General features: G+C 41.0%; 15 protein-coding genes. 8 read left to right on the top strand and 7 right to left on the bottom strand.

Annotated features, from left to right (window positions below; all coding sequences use genetic code 11):
- Positions 1 to 45 precede the first annotated feature (45 nt).
- From QMA12_RS10580 to QMA12_RS10565, 4 genes are all read left to right on the top strand, one after another.
- Positions 46 to 2,790, top strand: coding sequence for a family 20 glycosylhydrolase (locus QMA12_RS10580; protein ID WP_290210159.1), 2,745 nt, complete (start codon positions 46 to 48; stop codon positions 2,788 to 2,790).
- A gap of 73 nt (positions 2,791 to 2,863) precedes the next feature.
- Positions 2,864 to 3,442 carry an RNA polymerase sigma factor gene (locus QMA12_RS10575; RefSeq protein ID WP_290210158.1) on the top strand — a complete coding sequence of 193 codons (579 nt, stop codon included), beginning with the start codon at positions 2,864 to 2,866 and terminating at the stop codon, positions 3,440 to 3,442.
- A gap of 23 nt (positions 3,443 to 3,465) precedes the next feature.
- Entirely contained in the window at positions 3,466 to 4,494 is a 1,029-nt protein-coding gene (locus tag QMA12_RS10570) for a FecR domain-containing protein (RefSeq protein ID WP_087531050.1), read from the top strand.
- Positions 4,495 to 4,593: 99 nt separating this feature from the next.
- Positions 4,594 to 7,266: a TonB-dependent receptor gene (locus tag QMA12_RS10565; protein WP_087531051.1), complete on the top strand. Its 2,673-nt coding sequence runs from the start codon at positions 4,594 to 4,596 to the stop codon at positions 7,264 to 7,266.
- On the opposite strand, the gene QMA12_RS10560 is transcribed toward QMA12_RS10565, so the two are convergent.
- Positions 7,267 to 8,283, bottom strand: coding sequence for a general secretion pathway protein GspB (locus QMA12_RS10560; RefSeq protein WP_290210157.1), 1,017 nt, complete (start codon positions 8,281 to 8,283; stop codon positions 7,267 to 7,269).
- A 12-nt stretch (positions 8,284 to 8,295) separates the two neighbouring features.
- A complete protein-coding gene (locus tag QMA12_RS10555; RefSeq protein ID WP_087531053.1) occupies positions 8,296 to 9,213 on the bottom strand; it encodes an AAA family ATPase in 918 nt (305 codons plus the stop codon).
- Between the two features lie 127 nt (positions 9,214 to 9,340).
- Between QMA12_RS10555 and QMA12_RS10550 the strand changes: the two genes are divergently transcribed.
- Positions 9,341 to 10,450 (top strand): tRNA nucleotidyltransferase, encoded by a 1,110-nt coding sequence (locus QMA12_RS10550; protein WP_290210156.1) that lies wholly within the window; start codon positions 9,341 to 9,343, stop codon positions 10,448 to 10,450.
- Positions 10,451 to 10,466: 16 nt separating this feature from the next.
- Here the strand turns inward: QMA12_RS10550 and QMA12_RS10545 are convergent, their stop codons facing one another.
- From QMA12_RS10545 to QMA12_RS10530, 4 genes are all read right to left on the bottom strand, one after another.
- Positions 10,467 to 10,976: a DUF1566 domain-containing protein gene (locus QMA12_RS10545; RefSeq protein WP_290210155.1), complete on the bottom strand. Its 510-nt coding sequence runs from the start codon at positions 10,974 to 10,976 to the stop codon at positions 10,467 to 10,469.
- Complete coding sequence (locus QMA12_RS10540) at positions 10,973 to 12,652, bottom strand: DUF1566 domain-containing protein (RefSeq protein ID WP_290210154.1); 1,680 nt, start codon at positions 12,650 to 12,652, stop codon at positions 10,973 to 10,975. Before QMA12_RS10540 ends, QMA12_RS10545 begins: the two co-directional genes overlap by 4 nt.
- 105 nt (positions 12,653 to 12,757) lie before the next feature.
- On the bottom strand, positions 12,758 to 13,090 hold the full coding sequence (locus QMA12_RS10535) for a hypothetical protein (RefSeq protein WP_087531057.1): 333 nt from the start codon (positions 13,088 to 13,090) through the stop codon (positions 12,758 to 12,760).
- A gap of 33 nt (positions 13,091 to 13,123) precedes the next feature.
- The gene (locus QMA12_RS10530; protein WP_087531058.1) at positions 13,124 to 13,831 is read right to left on the bottom strand and encodes a DUF2982 domain-containing protein; all 708 of its coding nucleotides are present in this window, start codon (positions 13,829 to 13,831) and stop codon (positions 13,124 to 13,126) included.
- Between the two features lie 242 nt (positions 13,832 to 14,073).
- Between QMA12_RS10530 and QMA12_RS10525 the strand changes: the two genes are divergently transcribed.
- From QMA12_RS10525 to msrA, 3 genes are all read left to right on the top strand, one after another.
- Positions 14,074 to 15,126 (top strand): efflux RND transporter periplasmic adaptor subunit, encoded by a 1,053-nt coding sequence (locus QMA12_RS10525; RefSeq protein WP_087531059.1) that lies wholly within the window; start codon positions 14,074 to 14,076, stop codon positions 15,124 to 15,126.
- 3 nt (positions 15,127 to 15,129) lie between these two features.
- The gene (locus QMA12_RS10520) at positions 15,130 to 18,231 is read left to right on the top strand and encodes an efflux RND transporter permease subunit (protein ID WP_290210153.1); all 3,102 of its coding nucleotides are present in this window, start codon (positions 15,130 to 15,132) and stop codon (positions 18,229 to 18,231) included.
- A gap of 128 nt (positions 18,232 to 18,359) precedes the next feature.
- On the top strand, positions 18,360 to 18,896 hold the full coding sequence (msrA, locus tag QMA12_RS10515; RefSeq protein WP_290210152.1) for a peptide-methionine (S)-S-oxide reductase MsrA: 537 nt from the start codon (positions 18,360 to 18,362) through the stop codon (positions 18,894 to 18,896).
- A gap of 118 nt (positions 18,897 to 19,014) precedes the next feature.
- Here msrA and QMA12_RS10510 read toward each other — a convergent pair whose 3' ends face one another.
- Complete coding sequence (locus QMA12_RS10510; protein ID WP_290210151.1) at positions 19,015 to 20,862, bottom strand: TonB-dependent receptor; 1,848 nt, start codon at positions 20,860 to 20,862, stop codon at positions 19,015 to 19,017.
- Between the last annotated feature and the right edge of the window lie 27 nt (positions 20,863 to 20,889).

Raw genomic sequence — 20,889 nt, 5'->3', positions numbered from 1 at the left:
TTGCAGTAATAGCTCTACCGACAACAACAATACTCAGGAGCCACTATGTTTGTCACAAAGCAAAAATTAACTAGCGCACTTTCAGTGTTAGCCTTACTCACTGCCAGCCAATTTAGCAATGCCCAACCAAATCCAGATAACCTAGCATTAAAATGGCAGGTTCTTGATCATGGTATTGGCGAAAATATATTTAAGGGCAGTTTAACAATTACTAATAATGGCATAGAGCCGCTTGGAGAAACGGGCTGGGCTTTATATTTTAGTTCAGTGCGGCCCCCTGCAAGTGTGTTGCCAAGTTCAGATGCAAATGGTGATTTTGCTCGCCAACATATTGCGGCGCAGCATTTAAGCCTAGATAATGCCGACGTGGCAAAAAGCGGAGATTACTTTGTATTAAAACCGGTAGCAGGATTTGCACCTATACAACCAGGAGAATCTCGTGAAATAGAAATTATCGCGCAATATTGGCAAATGCTGAAAAATGACTCTCCATCTGGCTTTCATATTAGTTATGATGGCCAAGCCCCACAAGCCGTATTAGTAGAAGTAAATATGGATCCGGGCGATCCTAAACAAACGACACAAACCGCAAACGACAACATGCCAGTGCAAACCACTGCATTACGGTTTAGTGAAAACAACGCCCCACTAGCAAACTTAACATTGCAAAACCAGCTGGTGCCAAAACCACACTCAGTTGTTACCACTGAGAATGAATTTTTAACCCTGATGAGTCAGCTAACCAGTATTACGGCACCGGCAAGCTTAACCAAAGAGGCCGCTTATTTACAAACTGCGCTAAGCGATTTACTCAGTGGTAGCTTTACTATTAATAGCAATCAACAAAACGGTCCAAATCAGATCACCCTTCTTATTGATAGTAATCTAGACACCAATCAAGATGGCCAAGCAGACGCCAGCGGTTATAAGCTCGAAGTTGATGCTTATGCTGGTATAAAAATTACCGGTACTGATGCCCAAGGGGTATTTTATGGTATTCAAACTTTGCGCCAAATGATCCCAACATCGATATACAAAAATGCCCGCAATTCAGCAACCTTGGCCGACAACGTTGTGCTACCGGCGAGTGTTATTGTGGATGCTCCTCGATTTGCTTATCGCGGAATGATGCTGGATGTAGCGCGTAACTTTCAGTCTAAAGAGACCATATTTAAATTGCTCGATTTAATGGCCTTTTATAAGCTCAACAAGTTCGAAATTAACTTAGCAAATGATGAAGGGTGGCGTTTAGAGATCCCTGGCATTCCTGAACTAACCGAGTTTGGCGCTAAACGAGGTTATGACCTCAACGAAGATACAATGCTGCATACCTTTATGGGTGCCGCTAATGAATTTGATTCAGGTGATGGTATAGAAAATAAGCCAGCAAATAGCACAGAGGCCAATTTAGGTATTACCCCTAACTTTCAAGGTTTTGAAATTGCGCAACAAAACTTTTTAGGCAAAGGATGGGGGTATTATACAGTTAATGACTTCAAGGAAATCTTACAATATGGCGCAGACCGACATATTGATGTGATCATCGAGTATGATTTCCCGGCCCATGCAAGAGCTGCAATAAAAGCGATGGAGTATCGTTACAACAAATACAAAGATACCGATCCGTTAGAGGCAAATAAGTTTCGCTTAATAGATCCACTTGATCAATCACAATATTACACACCGCAATTCTATAATGATAACTTTGTAAACCCAGCCTTAGAAAGTACTTTTGCCTTTTTAGACCATGTTTTAGCGCAAACTAAAGCCATTTATGATGCAGTGCCTGATGCTAAACTTACCCGTTTACATGGCGGAGGCGATGAACTTCCTCACTTAGGTCCTAATGAATGGTGGGCACAATCTCCTGCGGTACAACTAAACCCTGCAACTGCAGGAAAAACCGATGCTGAGCTATTCGATTACTTTTTCTTACGTTGGAAACAAATCGTCAATCAACACGGGTTTGATATGGCCACTTGGGGTGATGTACTTTCGCACAATGGCACCGGTGAAGTTAACTATGGCGAAATATACCCAATTTTTTGGAACAATGTATGGGGTTGGGGCAACGAGCATCAAGCCTATAAATTTGCTAACCAAGGCTATCAAGTGGTGCTCTCCCATGCCACTAATATGTACTTAGATTTAGCTTATAACAAACACCCTGACGAAATTGGCTACCACTGGGCGGGCTATACAGATACTAAGAAAACATTCGAATACCGTCCTTTCAATATTTACGCTAATGCTGAAACCGATAAACTAGGTAACCCAGTTCCTTGGAATCCTAATTGGGTTCTACTCAATGAAACTGGAAAACAAAATATCCAAGGCATACAAGCGCAGCTATTTGGTGAAAACCAGAAATCACCAGAAATACTAGATTATATGACTTTTCCAAAATTACTTGGTGCGGCCGAACGTGCTTGGGTGCAAGAGATGCCAGCTGAAGGCCTTGCCACAGAGCAAGCTTGGCATACTTTTACCAATACCTTAGGGCAATACGCTCTACCACTATTGGACTATTACCAAGTGGTCGATACTCATGCTCAAATGCCACAGCAGGTTGGAGTAAATTATCGAGTTCCATTACCTGGGGGAAAAATTGAAGGCGGACAATTAATCGTTAATACTCGATTTGTTGGCATGGGTACTGAGTACTCAACGGATCAAGGTGTTACATGGCATTGTTATCTAGGTCCTGTGACTTTGGCTACAACGACAAGTGTACAACTGAGAACCGTAACTGATTCAGGCAAAGTCAGTCGTATCGCAAAAATTAACTAGCTTAGGAGATAGCGTGAGCTGTCTATTTAGTCACTCACGCTACATTATAAATGGAAGAATAGGATGCGTAGCTATGCCACCTTTATTATCATTTAAACGAAAAAGAGCAGCAAACGAAGAGCCAACTGTATTGCAGGCTGATGTTATTCGCCGTCAACAAGTGGAACAATTGTTTTTGCAGCAGCAACAAAAATTGGTGCGTCATATTATGGCCAAAGGGCTTGATAAGCGCGAAGCGGAAGATATTGCCCAAGAAGCATTTGTGAAACTGTTAGGTCTTGAGCAAACACAAGTCTGTAATTATGTTGCGGCCTATTTATATAAAATAGCGACCAATTTAACTATTGATAAATTGCGTCGCAAAGCCCGTAGCCCATTTGATGATTATGCTCATGATAGCGAGCAGGCGAGTCAGCCTAACAGCAGCGCTAACCCAGAAAAAAGTCATCATCAGCAAGAGCTATTAAAAGAAATGGAGAAGTCTCTGGCCAGTTTGCCAGATAAATGTCGACTCGCATTTTTGCTTTATAAAATACGTGGCCAAAGCTATGAAGAGATTGCTTTGACCTTACAAGTTTCACCCAGTATGGTACGAAAATATGTGCTTCGTGCAGTTCGTCATTGCTATCAGCAGTTACAACATGAGCTTTGATCATGAGTTTTAAGGATATTAGCATGAACCCAACCCCTGATGATTTATCGGCTATTGAAGAGCAAGCAGCAGACTGGCTGCTATTCCTTCAAGAGCAGCAACTATCGCTGAGCAACAGTGAGAGTTATCCAGCGCAGCTCAATGAGTGGTTAGCACAAAGCAAGCTACACAGCGATACTTTTGAAAAAATGCAGCAGCTTTGGCACATTTCTACGCAATTAGACACTGACTATGTCGAGCAACAACTCGCGCAATTACCTGAGTCAGATAGCATCAACAAGCAAACCACACAGCGCTCTAAAATCGGCTATTTTGCCCTTGCTGCTGCGTTTTTTTTATTAAGCTTTACCGTTTACCTTAATGTTGAACAACCTAGTAAACAAACGGCTACGGTAGCCAAGAGTAGTAAAGTAACAAGCGACGTACAAAACCAATTTTATCGCACTCATATCAATGAACATCGTACTATCACTTTAGCCGATAACAGCCAAGTTGATTTAGGCGCTAACAGTCAATTAGCGGTGCGTTATAGTGATACCTTTCGAGAGCTGACCTTATACCAAGGCGAAGCGCTTTTTAGCGTCAGCAAAGATAAACAACGTCCATTTATTGTTCGCCATCAGCACAATCAGGTTGAAGCATTAGGTACTGTATTTAATGTACGCGCTAACCCCGCATCGATCCGTGTTGATGTACTTGAAGGCACTGTAGCTGTTGCAGCAGAGCAGCCAGTTAAGTTAACCCAAGGACAAGCTGCTGAAGTAACCAGTACAGGGATGATCAGCCGAAGCAAAGCACAAGGAGATAAACTGACTATGGCGTGGCAGCAAGGCCGTTTAGTTTATCAAAATGCACGTTTAGGCGATGTACTCAATGATGTGGCTCGTTACAGTGAATTAAAAGTAACCTTGAGCAATAAGCAACTGGCTCAGCTAACTTATAACGGGACTTTACTAACCAGTGAAATTGACTCTTGGCTCAATAGCCTAGATAAAATATACCCAATAAAAGTTAGCCAGCAGGGAGGCGTTTTCACCCTAACGGCTAACTAAACTGAATTCTGGCTAGCTAGATTAGCTAAAAGTGGCATGGCATACGCGAGCTAAAAATGGTACAAAGTTTGGACAATAATAAAAACATTGAATCAAACTATGTTATTAAGGTTATTAACCAAGCCACTGCCTTGGTTAATATTATTTAGTAGCTATGCACATGCTACGAGCTATTATCAATTTAATTTACCTGAGGCAACTTTGCAGCAGCGTTTACTTGATGTTGCAACGCAAAGTGGTTGGCAACTCAGTGCCGCAGCGTTACCTGAGCAAGCGTTATTAACCCCATTACAAGGACGCTTTAGTTTAGAGGAACTACTGAATAAAAGCTTTGAAAGTAGTCAGTATCAATTTCATTTAGACCCACAGCAACAACGAATTTTTGTAACATTCGCTATGCCTGAAAAAAAACATGATTTTGAGCGAATCATTGTAACGGGTGTCAGTGGTAAAACCCGTAATATTTTAAACTCTTCCATTTCAATTACTCAGTTGTCTACTCAACAGCTTGAGCAACACACTCCCTACTCTAGCGCCGAAATTCTAAAGGAGGTTACCGGCTTTTGGGTTGAAGATTCCGGCGGTGAAACCAATAATAATGTATCGCCACGGGGACTTAGAGGCGGTGAAGGGTTTCGTTTTATTAGTTTAATGGAAAATGGATTACCTATTACTTACGATGGTATTTGGAGTGACTTTTTTTTACGTCCTGATCTCACTCACCAAACAATTGAGGCTGTACGTGGCGGTAGTAGCGGTATTTTTACCCTTAATGGCCCAGCGGCCATGGTTAACTATATTACCCGGCGAGGTTCTGATCTCCCTTTTAATTTAGTTAAATTTAGCCACGCTCTTAATTATGATTACAGCAGATTAGACGCCCTATTTAGCGGCCCAATTAATGAAGAGCTTTTTTATAGTCTTGGTGGTTTTTATCGTACCTCCAATGGCATTCGCGAGCCCGGTTTTAATAGCGACTTGGGTGGCCAGTTTAGTGCGAAATTAAGCTGGATAAGGGATGATTTTGAGTTAGACCTAAGCTTTAAACATCTAAACGATAAAACCAGTTTTTATGCGCCCTTAGTCATGCAAAACTATAACAACATTAAGGAGCTGCCCAGTCTCCCTTATGATTACGGCACCTTACTGAGTGATGACTTGCAATATTTAGACTTTCACACCCCAGAAGGGCAAATAAAACGGGATTTAGAAGACGCGCAGCAAAGCTTAATGAACAGCTATACAGTGCAATTTAAAGGTATTTTATCAAAGCAGTGGCATATCAATAACAATGCACGATATGCAAACCTTAGTAACCAGTTTTATACCTTAATGAATTTAGGCAACGAGACTATTATTGATGCTAGTTCGCGCTTAGCCGCAGATGATGTAAATACATTCATCAATGATTTTTCCAAGTCTAATGTGCAAGCAAAATATCTGCGCAGTGCTGATAACACACTGATCCAAGACCCGTCTTTGCTCAATGGCAATGGCCTTATCACGTCGAGCTACCCTTTGTATTCTCGCTATAAGCAACAGCAATTTATTAATCATTTTAATGTCAATTATTACCAACCGCAGTGGTCACTCAGGCTAGGCCATATGTATGCGCATAATGACTTTAGTTCATTACCACTGGATCAGTGGCTTGGGCAAATACTGACCGATGTACAACATCAACCACAGCGCCTTGATATTGTACTGGTAGATGAACAGGATAATATTGTCGCAAACTTTACCGAGCAGGGCTTTTTATCTTACGCGGGACCTGTGTATTTAACTGGCCAAGGAAAGTTACGTTCGCATTCATTGTACGCAAGCCTTGATTGGCAAGTATCCGATAAGCTTAAGTTTGATTTTGCCCTCAGAAATGAACAACTCAGATTAACCAGTAGTACACAGCAAGGCAAAATTGGCCAAACAAGCACAGCCAAAGACTATTACTCACATTACTCTGCAAATAGCTCATTTACTGATTCTTTTAATCAAAACGCTGTCAGTCTTGGTGCTAACTATCAAATTAATGAACAACTGGCGGTATTTACTCGCTACGCAGATGCGTTTGAAATGCCCCGTTTAATTAGCTTTGGCAATGCCCGTGGTTGGGAAAAAGATACAGAACAACGGGATACACAAGGCTTCGGCCAACCGATAAGCTTAACCTTAACAGAGGTTGGTTTGCGCTATCATGCAATGCACTGGCAATTTAGTGGCACTTTGTTTGATACTAATTTTGATCCGCTTCCCTTTACCGTCTATCGCGGGGCTGCAAGCACTCAACAAGCGGTGTTGATCAACACGCAGACCCAAGGGCTAGAGTTTGAATACGACTATCAATTTAATCAAGCTTGGCAATTTAAGGCCATAGGTGTATGGCAAGATGCTGGCTTCTATGGCATTCCAACGCAATTACCGCAAAGCGAATTTAATGGGAATCAGATAACTCGGACACCGGAGCTGCAACTACGCCTGACGCCCAAATACCAAGCAGAGCCTATAACCGTCGCCGTTACTTGGTCTTATGTGGGTGAACGCTATTCAGATATTGCCAATCAATTTGCACTCCCTGCCTACCAAAGCTGGGATCTGTTTGCAGAGTTTATATTTACTGAGCAACTAAGCGCACAACTACAGGTAAAAAACCTAACTAATACGCTGGGTTTAACGGAAGGAAATCCAAGGGATGATCTAACTCATCAAGAGCCATTATTTTATGGCCGACCAATATTTGGCCGAACCATAAAATTAGCTTTAAGTTACCGGTTTTAGTTACTCTGGCCAGTCTTGTAGGGCTTTTAGGCTAAATTCATAACCATCAAAGCTCAATACACTTTGCTCAGGCGTAATTTCTAACACTTCAAAATCACCGAAGCGATCGCCTTCATACAACTCTCGATTGTTTAGCTTTATCCAGCGCTTTTCTACCGAAGAAGAATATATATGTGCTTGATATTTAATGCTCGGCAAAATAGCCAATAAACCATCGGGCAGAAGCTCAACAGGCTGCGCATAAGATGAGTTTTTAGTCCCTTGCGTTACTTGATGTGTTTGCGTTTGCTCTGTGTCTTTGATTGCACGAGCAAACGCATTTTTTAGCTCACTTGGCACAGAATCTAATTCATCATCACTCACAGTGGCAGGCTTTTTCACGGTGTTAGGTTCACCAATTGGCTTACCAAGCACTTTATACTTACTTAAATCCACATTACTTGAACTCGTATTAGCTGCTTGCTGAGTAAATTGTGGCGGTTGATTCGCCATCGCTTGGTACTGTGGCGCGGGTGCATTATAAACTTGTTGATAGCCATTCGGCGTTTGTATAAGCACTGGTTGATTCTGCGGGTAAGTAGGTACTGAGTTAACAGGTACTTGAACCCATTGATATTGCTGAGCAGATTGCAGGCTACCTTGAGGCATTACTTGCGCCGCAGCTTGGTTAAGCAGCGATGCACCCCCTGCTTGAGAAGGTGTTGTACTCTCTTGTACAGGTTTTTCCACAACAGTGGCTGTTACTTGCTCTACTTTGGGTTTTGCTTCTTTTTCTTGCTGCTTAGGTTCTGCTACTTGAGCATCATTGAATTGTATAGTGTCAGTTTGTAGCCACTTTCCAATCATAAAACCAGCAACTAAAGTTAGCCCTAAAGCGAACACTACACCGAGCGATAGCGCAATAAAACGGTAGCGTTTTAGCTCTTGTTGTTGCTTAAGCTGCTGAGCACTTTGATCATAAGCAGATGCTTCATCATGATGTTCTGATTGTTTTAACGCATCTAATAAATACGACATAATTTACCACTACTAAAAAATAAACGACAAGCCAATACCCATACCAAGCACAGCAAGAAAACCTAAAGGTAGTAACCAATAAATAGAGTTTTGTTCAGTCTTTAACTCACTTTTAATGGCGCTAGGGGGTAATGCTTCCTCTGCTGAGCGCATGACTATATCGCTGTCTATCACCATGAGCTGCTTTGAAAACGCGCCCATTAAACAACGCTCACATAATAGGTTCACTAATCGAGGAATACCTTGGGTCGCAACATACACTGTTTTTATTGCATCAGGTGAAAACAACGCCCGTTCACAACCAGCTACATATAAACGGTGCTTAATATAGGCAATAGTTTGCCCCTCAGTAAGCGGTAACAAGTGGTATCGCGCAGTGATCCGCTGCGCTAATTGACGCAACTCATTGCGCTTGAGCAACGCTTGTAATTCAGGCTGACCCACCAGTACAATTTGCAGTAACTTTTTATGATCCGTTTCTATATTGGTAAGGAGCCTGAGCTGCTCAAGCACATCAGGTGATAATAACTGTGCTTCATCAATTAACAAAATAGTATGGCCACCTGCTTGATGGTTCGCTTCTAAATGTTTTTTGATGGCATCAGTTAAGGTTTTTAAGGTGGCATTTTGCTCATCATAATCAATGGCAAACTCATCACAAATGCTAGCCAATAACTCTAGCTGCGACAAAGCAGGATTATGGATCAAAGCCACTTGGGTATTTTCTGGCAGTTGCTCTTGCAAGCTACGGGTAAGGGTAGTTTTTCCTGTGCCCACTTCACCTGTTAACAACACAAAGCCACCCGCTTCACCTAAACCATAGGTTAAGTGAGCCAAAGCCTCTTTATGGCGTTCGCTTAAAAACAAATACTGTGGGTTTGGCGCGATTGAAAATGGTTTTTCCGACAAGCCAAAATAGCTTAAATACACCCTGAATTTCCTTACTGAGTAAATCAGCGCCTATAATGGCAAAAAAATGCACTAAGTGAAAACCTTGTTAGCGTTTTATTGGTTAAATAACGTAAAATAGTTTGAACAGTTAATTTTTAGGTGAGTTATGCAAGTTTATTTGGTCGGTGGTGCAGTACGAGATGAGCTTCTTGGACGCAAAATAAAAGAGCGTGATTACGTTGTTGTGGGAGCGACCCCTGAGCAACTTTTGCAACTAGGATATCAACAAGTCGGAAAAGACTTTCCAGTATTTCTGCACCCAAAAAGCAAAGAGGAATATGCCCTTGCCCGCACGGAGCGTAAACAGGGCCAAGGATATACAGGATTTATCTGTGAATTTTCTGCCGATGTAACGCTAGAAGACGATCTGCGCCGTCGTGATTTAACTGTTAATGCCATCGCTAAAGCAGATGACGGCAGCTTAGTTGACCCTTACGGTGGCAAGCAAGATTTAGATAACCGTATTTTACGCCATGTCTCCGAAGCTTTTAGTGAAGACCCGCTGCGTATCTTACGTGTTGCACGATTTGCTGCACGCTACCACTATTTAGGCTTTACCATTGCCGATGAAACTCAGTTATTATTAACTCAAATGATTAACCGTGGCGAACTAAATACGTTGACCGCTGAGCGTATTTGGCTTGAATGTGAAAAATCACTCGATGATGGTGCGTTTGCTGAGTTTTTAAATGTTCTCGCACAACTGGGAGCCCTCAACACAATTAGCCCTGCCCTAGCAAATAACTGGAACAATAAATTATACCAACAATTAAAAAATCGATATGCATACGCACAAAGCCAAGAAATAACGGATAAGTCACTGTTGTTTGCACAAGCTACTAGCTCATTAACCGCCGATGACATTAAAGCCATAAGCGAATCGATTCGCTTACCTAATGATGTACGCGATTTGGCATTACAACTCAATGCCCATCAAGCAACTTTAACGAGCAAAATACTCAGCGCTGAGCAATTACTTACTTGTTGTAATCAACTTGATTTGTGGCGCCGCCCAGAGCGATTTACAGGATTGCTTTTAGCTTTAGAGGTTGCCAATTGTGGCGTTTTCAATAATAAGCAAAAGTTAATAAGAGCGACCGATGCAGCCAAAACGATCAACCCACAGCAATTTATTGCCCAAGGTGTGCAAGGAGCACAAATAAAAACCGCGCTAGAGAACGCGCGGCTTGAAATGTTCAACGATTATTTTAACTAACGTAAATGCTGGCTAACTATTCTTCGTAGCGGACAAAACGCAAGTAAACATTTGAGGCTTTAGCATGCAAGCTGTTAAGGCCTCTATCGAAAGTATATACCCAAGCAAAACTTGGATCCGTCACGTTTGATGTATTTGTCCAATAGTTGTCGTTTTTACTACCAATAAAAACGTCTTCATTAATACTTGGCGTTACACATTTATGCTCTAAAATACTTGCCAGCTCTTTAATATTTGGCACTTGCCAATCATCATAATTACCGGTGCGGTCATTAACTGATGCTCTAAGCGCTTCTTGCCAAGTCGTTTTAATTGCGCTGTTTGTGCAGCGAGTGGTATCTGCATCAAAGCTTTGTCCATAACTACAGGTTTGCCACATCAAACCCGTAACACTATCACTGACTGTCCCATCAGTATTCAGTGTAAAACGGGTACTTGGTGTGGTTTCGCTAATCGAATCATAACAGGTCTTAGCTGCTAAGATTGAAGGTGTAAATAATAGCGTTAGTACTAATAAAGCTTTCATTGCGTGCCCCCCGCTGTTCTCACTAATCGTACAAATGCAGTTTTACTTTTTGGATAAGCTAAATCGTTACCATTACTCATGTCGATAATATAAGCCTGCGACAAACTCGTACCATCAGCTGCGGTTTGCGATGTCCAATAAGGTAAGTAAGGCGCCTGAGTAAAGGTATTTTGGCTGGGTGTATTAGGGAAATAGTCATCATCTAACAGTAATGATTGCCCTTGTTTACCATAATCTAATAATGTCATTAATTCTGTATAAGTTGGCACTCGCCAATTAGTACCACCGCAATAATCAAGTCCATTTACGGCATCAACATAAGCTTGCAAACCGCAATTAGATGTACTTGGGCAAGTGCTATTAGCAGCCCCTAAGCTACTCCCTGTTTGTACGCCGTTATTATCGTTTAAATACCAAGTATAATGATTTTGACCTTCTCTTAACTGAGTATTTGGCACCGTCCCTGTATTTGGCGCTTTCACTTCCCAAATTAAGCCCGTGACATTATCGCGAACACAGCTATAGTCAGATTCAGTGTCAGGCAATTCATCAGCAAATTCATTAAGTTTAGTAAAATCGAAGGCATGTTCACCTGCCCCTACTTTATCTATATGTGTAGTAACCACACTATCACGGCCAACTGCCGCATCTTGACGTGGGAAATCAGGGCTAGTACAAGCAACTTCTTGCGTATGGTTGTAGCACTTACCCATACCCGAGTCATTAATCAACCCAAGCGGTTTAGACTCGACAGTAATATTCACAGCGTCAGTATCAGTACGTCCTTTGCTATCGGTCACAGTAACTTCAAAAGTTAACGTATTGATTGCGTCAGTATTGGGGGCAGTGAAAGAAACAATGCATTGCCGTTGATTAGCTAAGGTTGCATTACCAGTCAGTTGTTGCCAATAGCATGAGAAGGTATCAGTGACTGTTTCACTTGAGGTCGCATCAAGGGTAACCTGTTCCACTTCAATAACGGTTTGATCAGCGCCTGCATTTGCAATGACAACTTCATCCGTTTTATTAAGAATATGTGTATATTGTGTGCTGTCTTCACCACCTTCATCATCAACAACGGTGAGCTGCCAAACTAAAGTGGTGTTTACATCGAGTAAGGGGTGAGTAAAGCTAATGGTGTCATTGCTAGCGCTATCAATAACCATGGTTGGTCCAGAAAGCTGTAGCCAGCTGTAGCTATTGATTGCCCCGTTTTCATCAGGGTCTAAGGATGTTTGGGCGCTCAAAGTAATGGTATCGTTATAATCTGATGGCAATTCAGTGGGAGCTGTCTGCATTACTATGGCTTCAGGGAGTTGATTATTTGACGCTATTGAAATTATAACATCATCACTAACTAAAGTGCCGTCAGTGGTCTGATAATTAACACGTAATACAAGCTCGCTGTCTGCCTTAATATCTGGAGCTATGAGTGTTTGTTCAGCGCCGTCAGCGGGTAAGCCGTCTATACTAGGGCCGCTAACTCGTTGCCAGGTAAATGTACCATCGGCTGGCGAGCCTAATGCCGTAACTGTAAATTCATTTTTTTCAATGACTTGTTGATCTACTCCAGCATTTACTGAAGTGGCAACTTCAGGGTTATCATTACCGCCCCCTGAACCACCACACGCACTTAACAAAGAAATAATCGGTAATATAACGAAAAGCACTCTCATGCACTGCTTCCTCATCTACATTAAAAAATTTTGCAGCACAAATACTTAACGCTACATTCTTAAGCTAGATAACAAGCAACAACAGTGCCAATTGTATAAGTAGTGTTAAAGGTAACTATCTTGATGAATACGTACAAAAAGTTTAGTGCCTACTTTACTGTAGTCTATTTTATATTCGCGGCCATCTAAGGCCTGGATAAACAGCAAACGTTTTTCTTCACCAAATACATCTACTGAACCTATATAAACTATTTCTAGGTATCGTTCTTTTGCCTCACGACGGTTTTTTGGCAATTCTTCTTTAAATGGCTCTAAACCATGTTGTGTTACTTTAATCTTAGGGTGAGTTTCAGAGTTTACGATCACTAAATCGAGTTTTTTTTCTTTGTGGATAATCGTATTTCTTCCACTTTTTATAAATGATCTTTCTTGACTCATCGCTTTATCCTACTAACGTCTACTTAGGCGCTTTTAGCCCTTTAATTGAGATTGAATAAACTGCTTGGGATTTTTTCGCCACCTATTAAGGTTATGACTAAAATCCCAAATACTTCGATCTAATACACTCGCAGGTAACAGCAAGTCATACCCTGTTAATTGCTGCAAATGCCGCATTCTATTTGCGAACATTGCAATTAGTCCATTAAAGTTGTGACCATTCAAAGAGGTATAAAAACTATCTTCTACCAACCATTCTGATGGGCAATTACCATTTTTGCAATGTTTTTGAACAACCTGCATAAATAAATGTCGCTGTTCTATCAATAATTTACCCGCAAGCCTTGGTGAAATATGCATTAAAAACTCATCGCGGTCATTAAGCATAATACCGACGGCATTTAACTCAAGGTACTCAACTCCGTGCTCAACTTTAGGAATGCCACTATGGTGCACATTTTCTCTATTGAGAGACCAAAAACCATACTTATGATGGTAAGTAAGTAGTTGTTCAGAAATAATTAAACTATAGAATGGTTCTTGCGTCTTTAAAAAGCCGACAAATACAGCGGCTAAACATAAACTAACTAAAAATATCTCGATAATACTAATTGCTCCAGGCCGCAGCTGGTTAAATAACATAATAAAGACAACACCAAACGCCCCTACAAGTAGAGTTTCAATGCCGTGTGAAGCACCTTGCGCTCTGAGTTTTAAAAGTAAGTTTGACTGTTCAACCATGACGATAAAATACCATATACAAAACAAACATAATTATAGCCCATATTATTAATTTGCGAATTTTCATGCAATACGGACAGCCAGTTTTAAATTTCATAGCATACATTTCTCTTTACAAAACAGGGACAAGTAACAAATTAACCTATATTTACGCCAAACTGACATATTTATGAGATACGCGACAACTTTTTCACGAGGTTATTTTGTACACTATAGCTAATTAATCTTCCGGTATAACTCAGATGTATTCAAAGCAATCAGGCAAGGCGCTATTTCCGTTTATTATTACCCTACTCTTAGGGTTATGTGTTTATCTTTATTTACCTAATAGCCAAGGCGAGCAATTAGGCTACACTCCTACTGCTACACAGGTAACAGCACATACTGTTGCAAGTGAAGAAAATGCTGTTTTGATTGAGGCTATCGGGAGTGCTCGAGCTAATCAAGCTATATATATCAAAAGCGCGCAAAGTGACTATGTGACTGACATTTTCTTTAATGATGGCGACTTAGTGAGTAAGGGTCAAAAGCTAGTACAACTACAATCTCAACAAGAACAACTAACCGTTGAAGAGCTGGCAATTAATTTACGTGAAGAAAAACGTCAACTAGAACGTTTAACTGAGTTATCACGCTCTCAAGCAACCGCAAAATCATTATTAGAAGAACAACTTTCTCGTGTTGATGCAACACAAGCGCAGCTAGAAAATGCTAAAACCAAATTAGCTGAAATGACTATCAAAGCACCTTTTTCAGGTATTTTAGGTAAACGTCAAATATCCATCGGTGCTTATGTTAGTAATAGCACAATCATTACCAGTTTAGATGATATAAGTATTATCAAAGTTGACTTTAAAGTCCCTGAGAAATACCTAGCGCAGTTAAATGTAGGTATGAAGGTCATGACACAAAACGATGCCTACCCAGAAAAGACATTTACCGGCAAAGTAACTCATGTTAGCGCACGAATAGATGCGGTTACTCGCAGTGTTGAGGTAACGGCTAGCTTTTCTAACAAATCAGGCCTTTTACGCCCAGGTATGTTATTAAACACCGCGCTACAACTTAGCTCTAATCAAGCGATGATGGTGCCTGAAAAAGCAGTTATTCCGCAACAAGATAAACACTATGTTTTCCAAATTGAAGATGGTGTAGCAACAAAGGTTGAAGTGCATGTTGCAGGTCGTCATAACGGCTGGGTGGCAATAGATCAAGGGATCAGCAATGGTCAACAAGTTGTGACTGAAGGAATTATTAAAATTCGTTCAGGCAGTAAAGTAACAGTGAAGGGGTAACCTGTGAAAATTACTGATACTAGTGTTAAACGTCCCGTTTTTGCAATTGTAATAAACTTACTGCTACTAACTTTTGGTTTAGTGGCTTTTTCGATGTTACCACTGCGCGAATACCCAGATATTGAGTCCCCTATAGTGAGTGTAAGCACTGACTACACAGGTGCTTCAGCTGAGATCATAGAAACCAAAATCACCCAAGTATTAGAAAATCGAATTTCGGGGATTGAAGGCATAAAGAGTATAAACTCATCAAGTAGGAATGGCCGCTCTAATATTACCATTGAGTTTAATATTAGCCGTGATATTGATGCTGCCTCAAACGATGTACGTGAACGTGTTGCCCGTGCACTGGATAGCTTGCCCGAACAAGTTCGACCACCGGAAGTATCTAAATCAAACAGCGATGAAAGCCCAATAGCCTGGTTTTTACTCAACAGCGACACCATGGACTCACTGCAACTATCTGATTACGCGCAACGTTTCATTGTCGACCGCTTAGCGGTAGTTGATGGTGTCTCTAATGTGCGGGTAGGTGGTGAACGTAAATATGCAATGAAAATTTGGCTTAACCGCCAAGCTATGGCTGCGCGTGGTATTACCTCAAGCGATATTGAAAACACCCTGCGTACAGAAAATGTTGAGCTACCAGCTGGTGAAATTGAATCTATTGACCGTGACTTTACGGTACGTACTGCTCGTAGTTATAAAGAACAACGTGATTTTCAAAATCTGGTAATCAAACGCGGCGACGATGGCTATTTAGTTCGCCTTGGGGAAGTCGCTGATGTCCGTCTTGAAGCAGCTGACGATGAAAGTCTATTCCGTGGCAACGGTCGCAACATGGTAGGGCTTGGTATTGTAAAACAAGCAAAAGCGAATACGCTGACGGTTGTTGATAATGCTCGTGCAGAGCTTGAAAAAATCAAACGTAACTTGCCTGAAGGCACCACTATTCAAGATAGTTATGACTCATCGATATTTATTAAAGAATCAATAAACGAAGTTTACAGTACCTTAGCTATTTCAATGGCCTTAGTGGTATTAATTATCTTTTTATTCTTAGGAAATATTCGTGCTACCTTGATCCCGGCAGTAACAGTACCGGTCGCGTTAGTGGGTAGCTTTATGTTCTTACTCGCAATGGGTTATTCAATTAACTTATTAACGCTGTTGGCGCTCGTGTTAGCTATTGGTTTAGTGGTCGATGATGCCATTGTAATGTTAGAAAACATTCACCGCCGTATCGAATTAGGTGAGCCAGCCTTACTTGCCGCTTATCGCGGAGCCCGTGAAGTTGGTTTTGCAATTATTGCGACCACCTTGGTATTAATTTCGGTCTTTGTACCTTTAGTCTTTATGGATGGTCGTATTGGTGCATTATTTACTGAGTTTGCGATGGCAGTTAGCGCTGCGGTATTTTTCTCAAGTATTACGGCTTTAACTCTCTCCCCAGCCTTGTGCTCAAAAGTACTAAAACACTCAGATAAACCAAGTAAGTTTAACCAAGGGATGGACCGTTTATTCAGTAAAATTGAGCAAGGCTATCAAAACTCGCTGCGCTCAAATATGACCCGTTCAGGCGGCCTGACTTTAACTTTATTACTTGCTGGTTTTGCTAGTTATTTATTGTTCCAGCAAATACCATCAGAACTAACCCCTAAAGAAGACCGTGGTACATTCTTTATAATGATGAGCCCTCCTGAAGGCGCAAGCTATGAAAATAACGCCGAAAACATGGCGAAGATTGAAGAACGCTTAATGCCCTACTCTGAATCGGGAGAGCTTAGCCGGGTTTTAATTCGCGTTCCTGGTTGGGGCGGTAGTGGCGGTGTTGCGATTGTTGGCATGGCTGATTGGGATGAGCGTAAACGTTCAACCTGGGAAGTAATGGATGAAATCAGCGGTAAAATGACCGAAGTCACCGATGTACGTGCCTTTGCTATTATGCGACGCGGTATTGGCGGTGGTGGCTCCTCTCGACCCATTGAATTTGTTCTACAAGGCAACGACTACGATCAACTTGCTGATTGGCGCGACCGTATTATTGAACGCGCTGAGAAAAATCCAGGACTAGTACGCATTGATCATGATTATAAAGAAACGTTTCCACAATTCTTAATTAGTATTGATAAGAATAAAGCTGCCGATTTAGGTGTATCTGTATCGGATGTTGGCCGTACTCTTGAAACAATGCTGGGACAACGTCGTGTTACCACCTTTATCGACCGTGGTGAAGAGTACGACGTAATATTGAAAGGGACTAAGTCTGACTTTACAGATCCAACCGATATTTCAAACATTTACCTAAAGTCACGTAGTGGCGAATTAGTCCCTTTGGATAGCTTAATTAGACTAAAAGAAGAAGCTACCGCATCAAGGTTAAATCGTTATAACCGTATGCGTGCTATTACATTGAGTGCCAACCTTGCCGATGGTTATACACTTGAACAAGCACTTAACTTTTTAAATAAAGTCGCAGCCGAAGAAAATGATATTGATGGCGCGGTAGATTATAAAGGTGAATCACAGTTATTTTACGAAGGTGCATCAGCCATGACCTATGTGTTTATTTTAGCACTGACGGTGACCTTTTTAGTGTTAGCTGCTCAATTTGAAAGCTTTGTACATCCTTTTGTTATAATGCTTACTGTACCGCTAGGACTCATGGGTGCCATGTTTGGCTTATGGGCGGCAGGTCTCACGCTTAATATTTACAGCCAAATAGGCATTGTAATGCTCATTGGCTTAAGTGCGAAAAATGGTATTTTAATTGTTGAATTTACCAACCAACTGCGTGATAAAGGTGTCGAATTTAGTGAAGCAATTATACAAGCAGCAAGCCAGCGTCTTCGCCCTATAATTATGACTTCATTAACCACGGTAATGAGTGCAGTGCCACTAGTACTTGCATCAGGCCCAGGCGCTGAAAGCCGTATGGTAATTGGTGTGGTTGTATTTACTGGGGTAATTGTAGCCACAGTACTTACCCTATTTGTTGTTCCAGCAGCATATTATGCATTAGCTCGTAATACGCAATCACCTGAGTTTTTACAGCAAAAACTTAACCAACAAGAAGCAGAAAAACCACTCAAAGAAGAACTTTAAGCGATATTCAGCGCTGATACAATCATATATCAGCGCTTCTCTTTTGTTTTCAAGAAATAAAAACCCACCTTACTCGTCCTTCTGATAGGCTGGGCATATTCGCTATTTAACGTTTTATGGAGTAAGTAATGAGCAAAATAATTGAAACAGCGACATTTGGCGGCGGTTGTTTTTGGTGTATTGATGCTGCATTTAGGCGCGTGGAAGGTGTTACTCATGTAAGCTCAGGCTACACAGGGGGCGAAACTGGTGAACCAACCTACCAACAGATATGTACAGGCCTAACAGGGCACGTTGAAGTGGTAAATATTGAATTTGATCGCTCTCAGATAAGCTATGAGCGCTTATTAGCTATGTTTTTCACCTTGCATGACGCAACTCAATTAAACCGCCAAGGTAACGATGTTGGCACACAATATCGCAGTGTGGTGTATTACCACAATAATGAGCAGCGTATCCAAACCATAGATTACATTACTAAACTACAAAACCAAATACGTGAAGAAATAGTCACTGAGGTAAGCCCTGCAACTACTTTCTACCCAGCTGAGCAATATCATCAAGACTACTATGAGCAAAACCCAGAACAAGGTTATTGCAGCATATTAATTGCCCCCAAGTTACAACGTTTTGAAAAAGACTATAAACAGTTTTTAAAAGACTAAATGATTGCACTTAATACTTGAATTCAAGTTAAATAAAAAAAGTCCGTTGTGGATTAATCCATAACGGGCTTTTTATTTAGAGGCTGTGATTAGCCAAAGTTCAGTCCACTAAATGTACTTAGAACTGATAACTTGCACCGACAAAAAACTGTCGCCCTGCGGCATTGTAACCAAGTAATTCACCGTTAGCGGCAAACCCAGTACCTGCCGTAAAGTATTCTTTATCTGTAATATTCTCAATTCGAGCCTGAAATGATAACTCATCCAGTAATTGATAATTTGCAGCTATATTGAACACTGTATAAGCTGCCAATTCAGTCTCATAATAAGCAATTGATGGACGCGAAGAGCGGTATTGCATTGCGATATTAGCGTCAAAATCGCCCCAGTTTTTGCCAAGGGTATAATTAAATGTTTCAGATGGTCTGCGCGGTAAATCTGTATTAGTTGTTTCATCTTTAGCGTCTAAGAAGCTTAAGTTGATGTTATGTTGAAATCCAAAACCTTCAAAATCAGCTGATAACTCAATACCTTGCATAGATACTTTATCAATATTAGTTGCTATATACTTACCGGTGTCTGCATCATATTTATTGTCGATTAAGTTATCGATCTTATTGTCAAAAATAGCAATATCATAACGACCCCATTGCGTATCTATAGTAACGCCAAATTCATTATTAACTGACTCTTCAGGTTTAATATCATTGTTTGGTAAATACCATGGGCTATCAGTGACAAATGCATTAATCAGAGATGGCGCTCTAAAAGCCGTACCATGACTTAAACGTAACGTAACATACTGGTTTGCTTTATAGCCTAAAGCTGTTGTATAGGTGTTTGCACGGCCATGAAAGTCGTAATTATCGGTTCTGACTACTGCATTACCCAACCAAGTTTCATCATCGTAAAATACACCTACAAAGAGAGCATTGTTATCGCGCTCTTGTTCAGATGATGTAGCTGAAGATTCAGACAAGTCTTCGTTTAAAAAATTAACGCCACCGGTAAGCTCTACGGTGTCTGTTAGGGCATACAAACCACTGTATTCAAACTCAACACGTTCAGTACTATAAATTTGTTCTACATCTGTGCCTGTTTGAATATTTTCTTCTTGTGAAATACTCACTGAGGCACTTTGGGTATAAATAGCTGAGCTTTGGTTCCAACCTAGTTGTGCAGTGTAGTTCTCAAAATCATAGGCATCATTACCAAAAGCGTTATCATACTCGCCTTGGCCTTCGCTATACTGACTTAGTACACTAAATTCACCTGCACTTTCAGTTCGATAAGCTAAGTTAAAGCCTATATTTTTATTAGTATAGCCGTCGTCATCATGATCTTTAGTGACTGGTAGTGATGGATCTTTACCTGTTACATCATAGCCATCGGTATCTTCATAACCTAAGTTGTAATTAAAAGTAACGGCGTCTTTTACAACCCCACCCGCTAGTTGATAGTTTTCATAACTATCACTACCCAATGTCGCAGATAGCGTATTTCGGCTAGCCTTACGAGTTATAATATTAATAACACCAGCAATTGCATCTGAGCCATAAATAGCAGCTCTAGCCCCTTTAACTATCTCTACTCGTTCAATGCTGTTTACAGGTATATTGGTCAACGACACACTACCAGAGCTTGCGTCACTGACTCTTACGCCATCAACTAACACTAAGGTATATTTAGCACTCGCACCACGAACAAATACATCGGCCTTTTGGCCAAAACCGCCATTGCGTACAACATCCACACCAGCAATCGTGTTTAATATTGACGGTAGGTCTCGGTAATTATTTTTTTCAATTTCAATACGCTCGATAACATCAACGGTAGCCAGCGTATCAGTAATTGATTGCTCAAATTTATTTGCTGTTACTGTAATACGTTCAATTGGTTGCTCTGCAGACACAGAAAAAGACAACGCAGCAGTGACAGCTACGCCTAGAGTTGATTTTTTTAGCATGATATCCCCTGACCCGTGCCCACCGCA

The sequence above is a fragment of the Pseudoalteromonas sp. APC 3893 genome, assembly GCF_030408095.1.
Lineage (GTDB): Bacteria > Pseudomonadota > Gammaproteobacteria > Enterobacterales > Alteromonadaceae > Pseudoalteromonas.
This window is presented reverse-complemented; position numbering and strand designations above follow the sequence as displayed.

What these genes read in the sequence shown, in the direction of transcription:
- QMA12_RS10580 (WP_290210159.1), top strand. Translation starts at nt 46, where the DNA reads ATGTTTGTCACAAAGCAAAAATTAACTAGCGCACTTTCAGTGTTAGCC.
- QMA12_RS10575 (WP_290210158.1), top strand. Translation starts at nt 2,864, where the DNA reads ATGCCACCTTTATTATCATTTAAACGAAAAAGAGCAGCAAACGAAGAG.
- QMA12_RS10570 (WP_087531050.1), top strand. Translation starts at nt 3,466, where the DNA reads ATGAACCCAACCCCTGATGATTTATCGGCTATTGAAGAGCAAGCAGCA.
- QMA12_RS10565 (WP_087531051.1), top strand. Translation starts at nt 4,594, where the DNA reads ATGTTATTAAGGTTATTAACCAAGCCACTGCCTTGGTTAATATTATTT.
- QMA12_RS10560 (WP_290210157.1), bottom strand. Translation starts at nt 8,283, where the DNA reads ATGTCGTATTTATTAGATGCGTTAAAACAATCAGAACATCATGATGAA.
- QMA12_RS10550 (WP_290210156.1), top strand. Translation starts at nt 9,341, where the DNA reads ATGCAAGTTTATTTGGTCGGTGGTGCAGTACGAGATGAGCTTCTTGGA.
- QMA12_RS10545 (WP_290210155.1), bottom strand. Translation starts at nt 10,976, where the DNA reads ATGAAAGCTTTATTAGTACTAACGCTATTATTTACACCTTCAATCTTA.
- QMA12_RS10540 (WP_290210154.1), bottom strand. Translation starts at nt 12,652, where the DNA reads ATGAGAGTGCTTTTCGTTATATTACCGATTATTTCTTTGTTAAGTGCG.
- QMA12_RS10535 (WP_087531057.1), bottom strand. Translation starts at nt 13,090, where the DNA reads ATGAGTCAAGAAAGATCATTTATAAAAAGTGGAAGAAATACGATTATC.
- QMA12_RS10530 (WP_087531058.1), bottom strand. Translation starts at nt 13,831, where the DNA reads ATGGTTGAACAGTCAAACTTACTTTTAAAACTCAGAGCGCAAGGTGCT.
- QMA12_RS10525 (WP_087531059.1), top strand. Translation starts at nt 14,074, where the DNA reads ATGTATTCAAAGCAATCAGGCAAGGCGCTATTTCCGTTTATTATTACC.
- msrA (WP_290210152.1), top strand. Translation starts at nt 18,360, where the DNA reads ATGAGCAAAATAATTGAAACAGCGACATTTGGCGGCGGTTGTTTTTGG.
- QMA12_RS10510 (WP_290210151.1), bottom strand. Translation starts at nt 20,862, where the DNA reads ATGCTAAAAAAATCAACTCTAGGCGTAGCTGTCACTGCTGCGTTGTCT.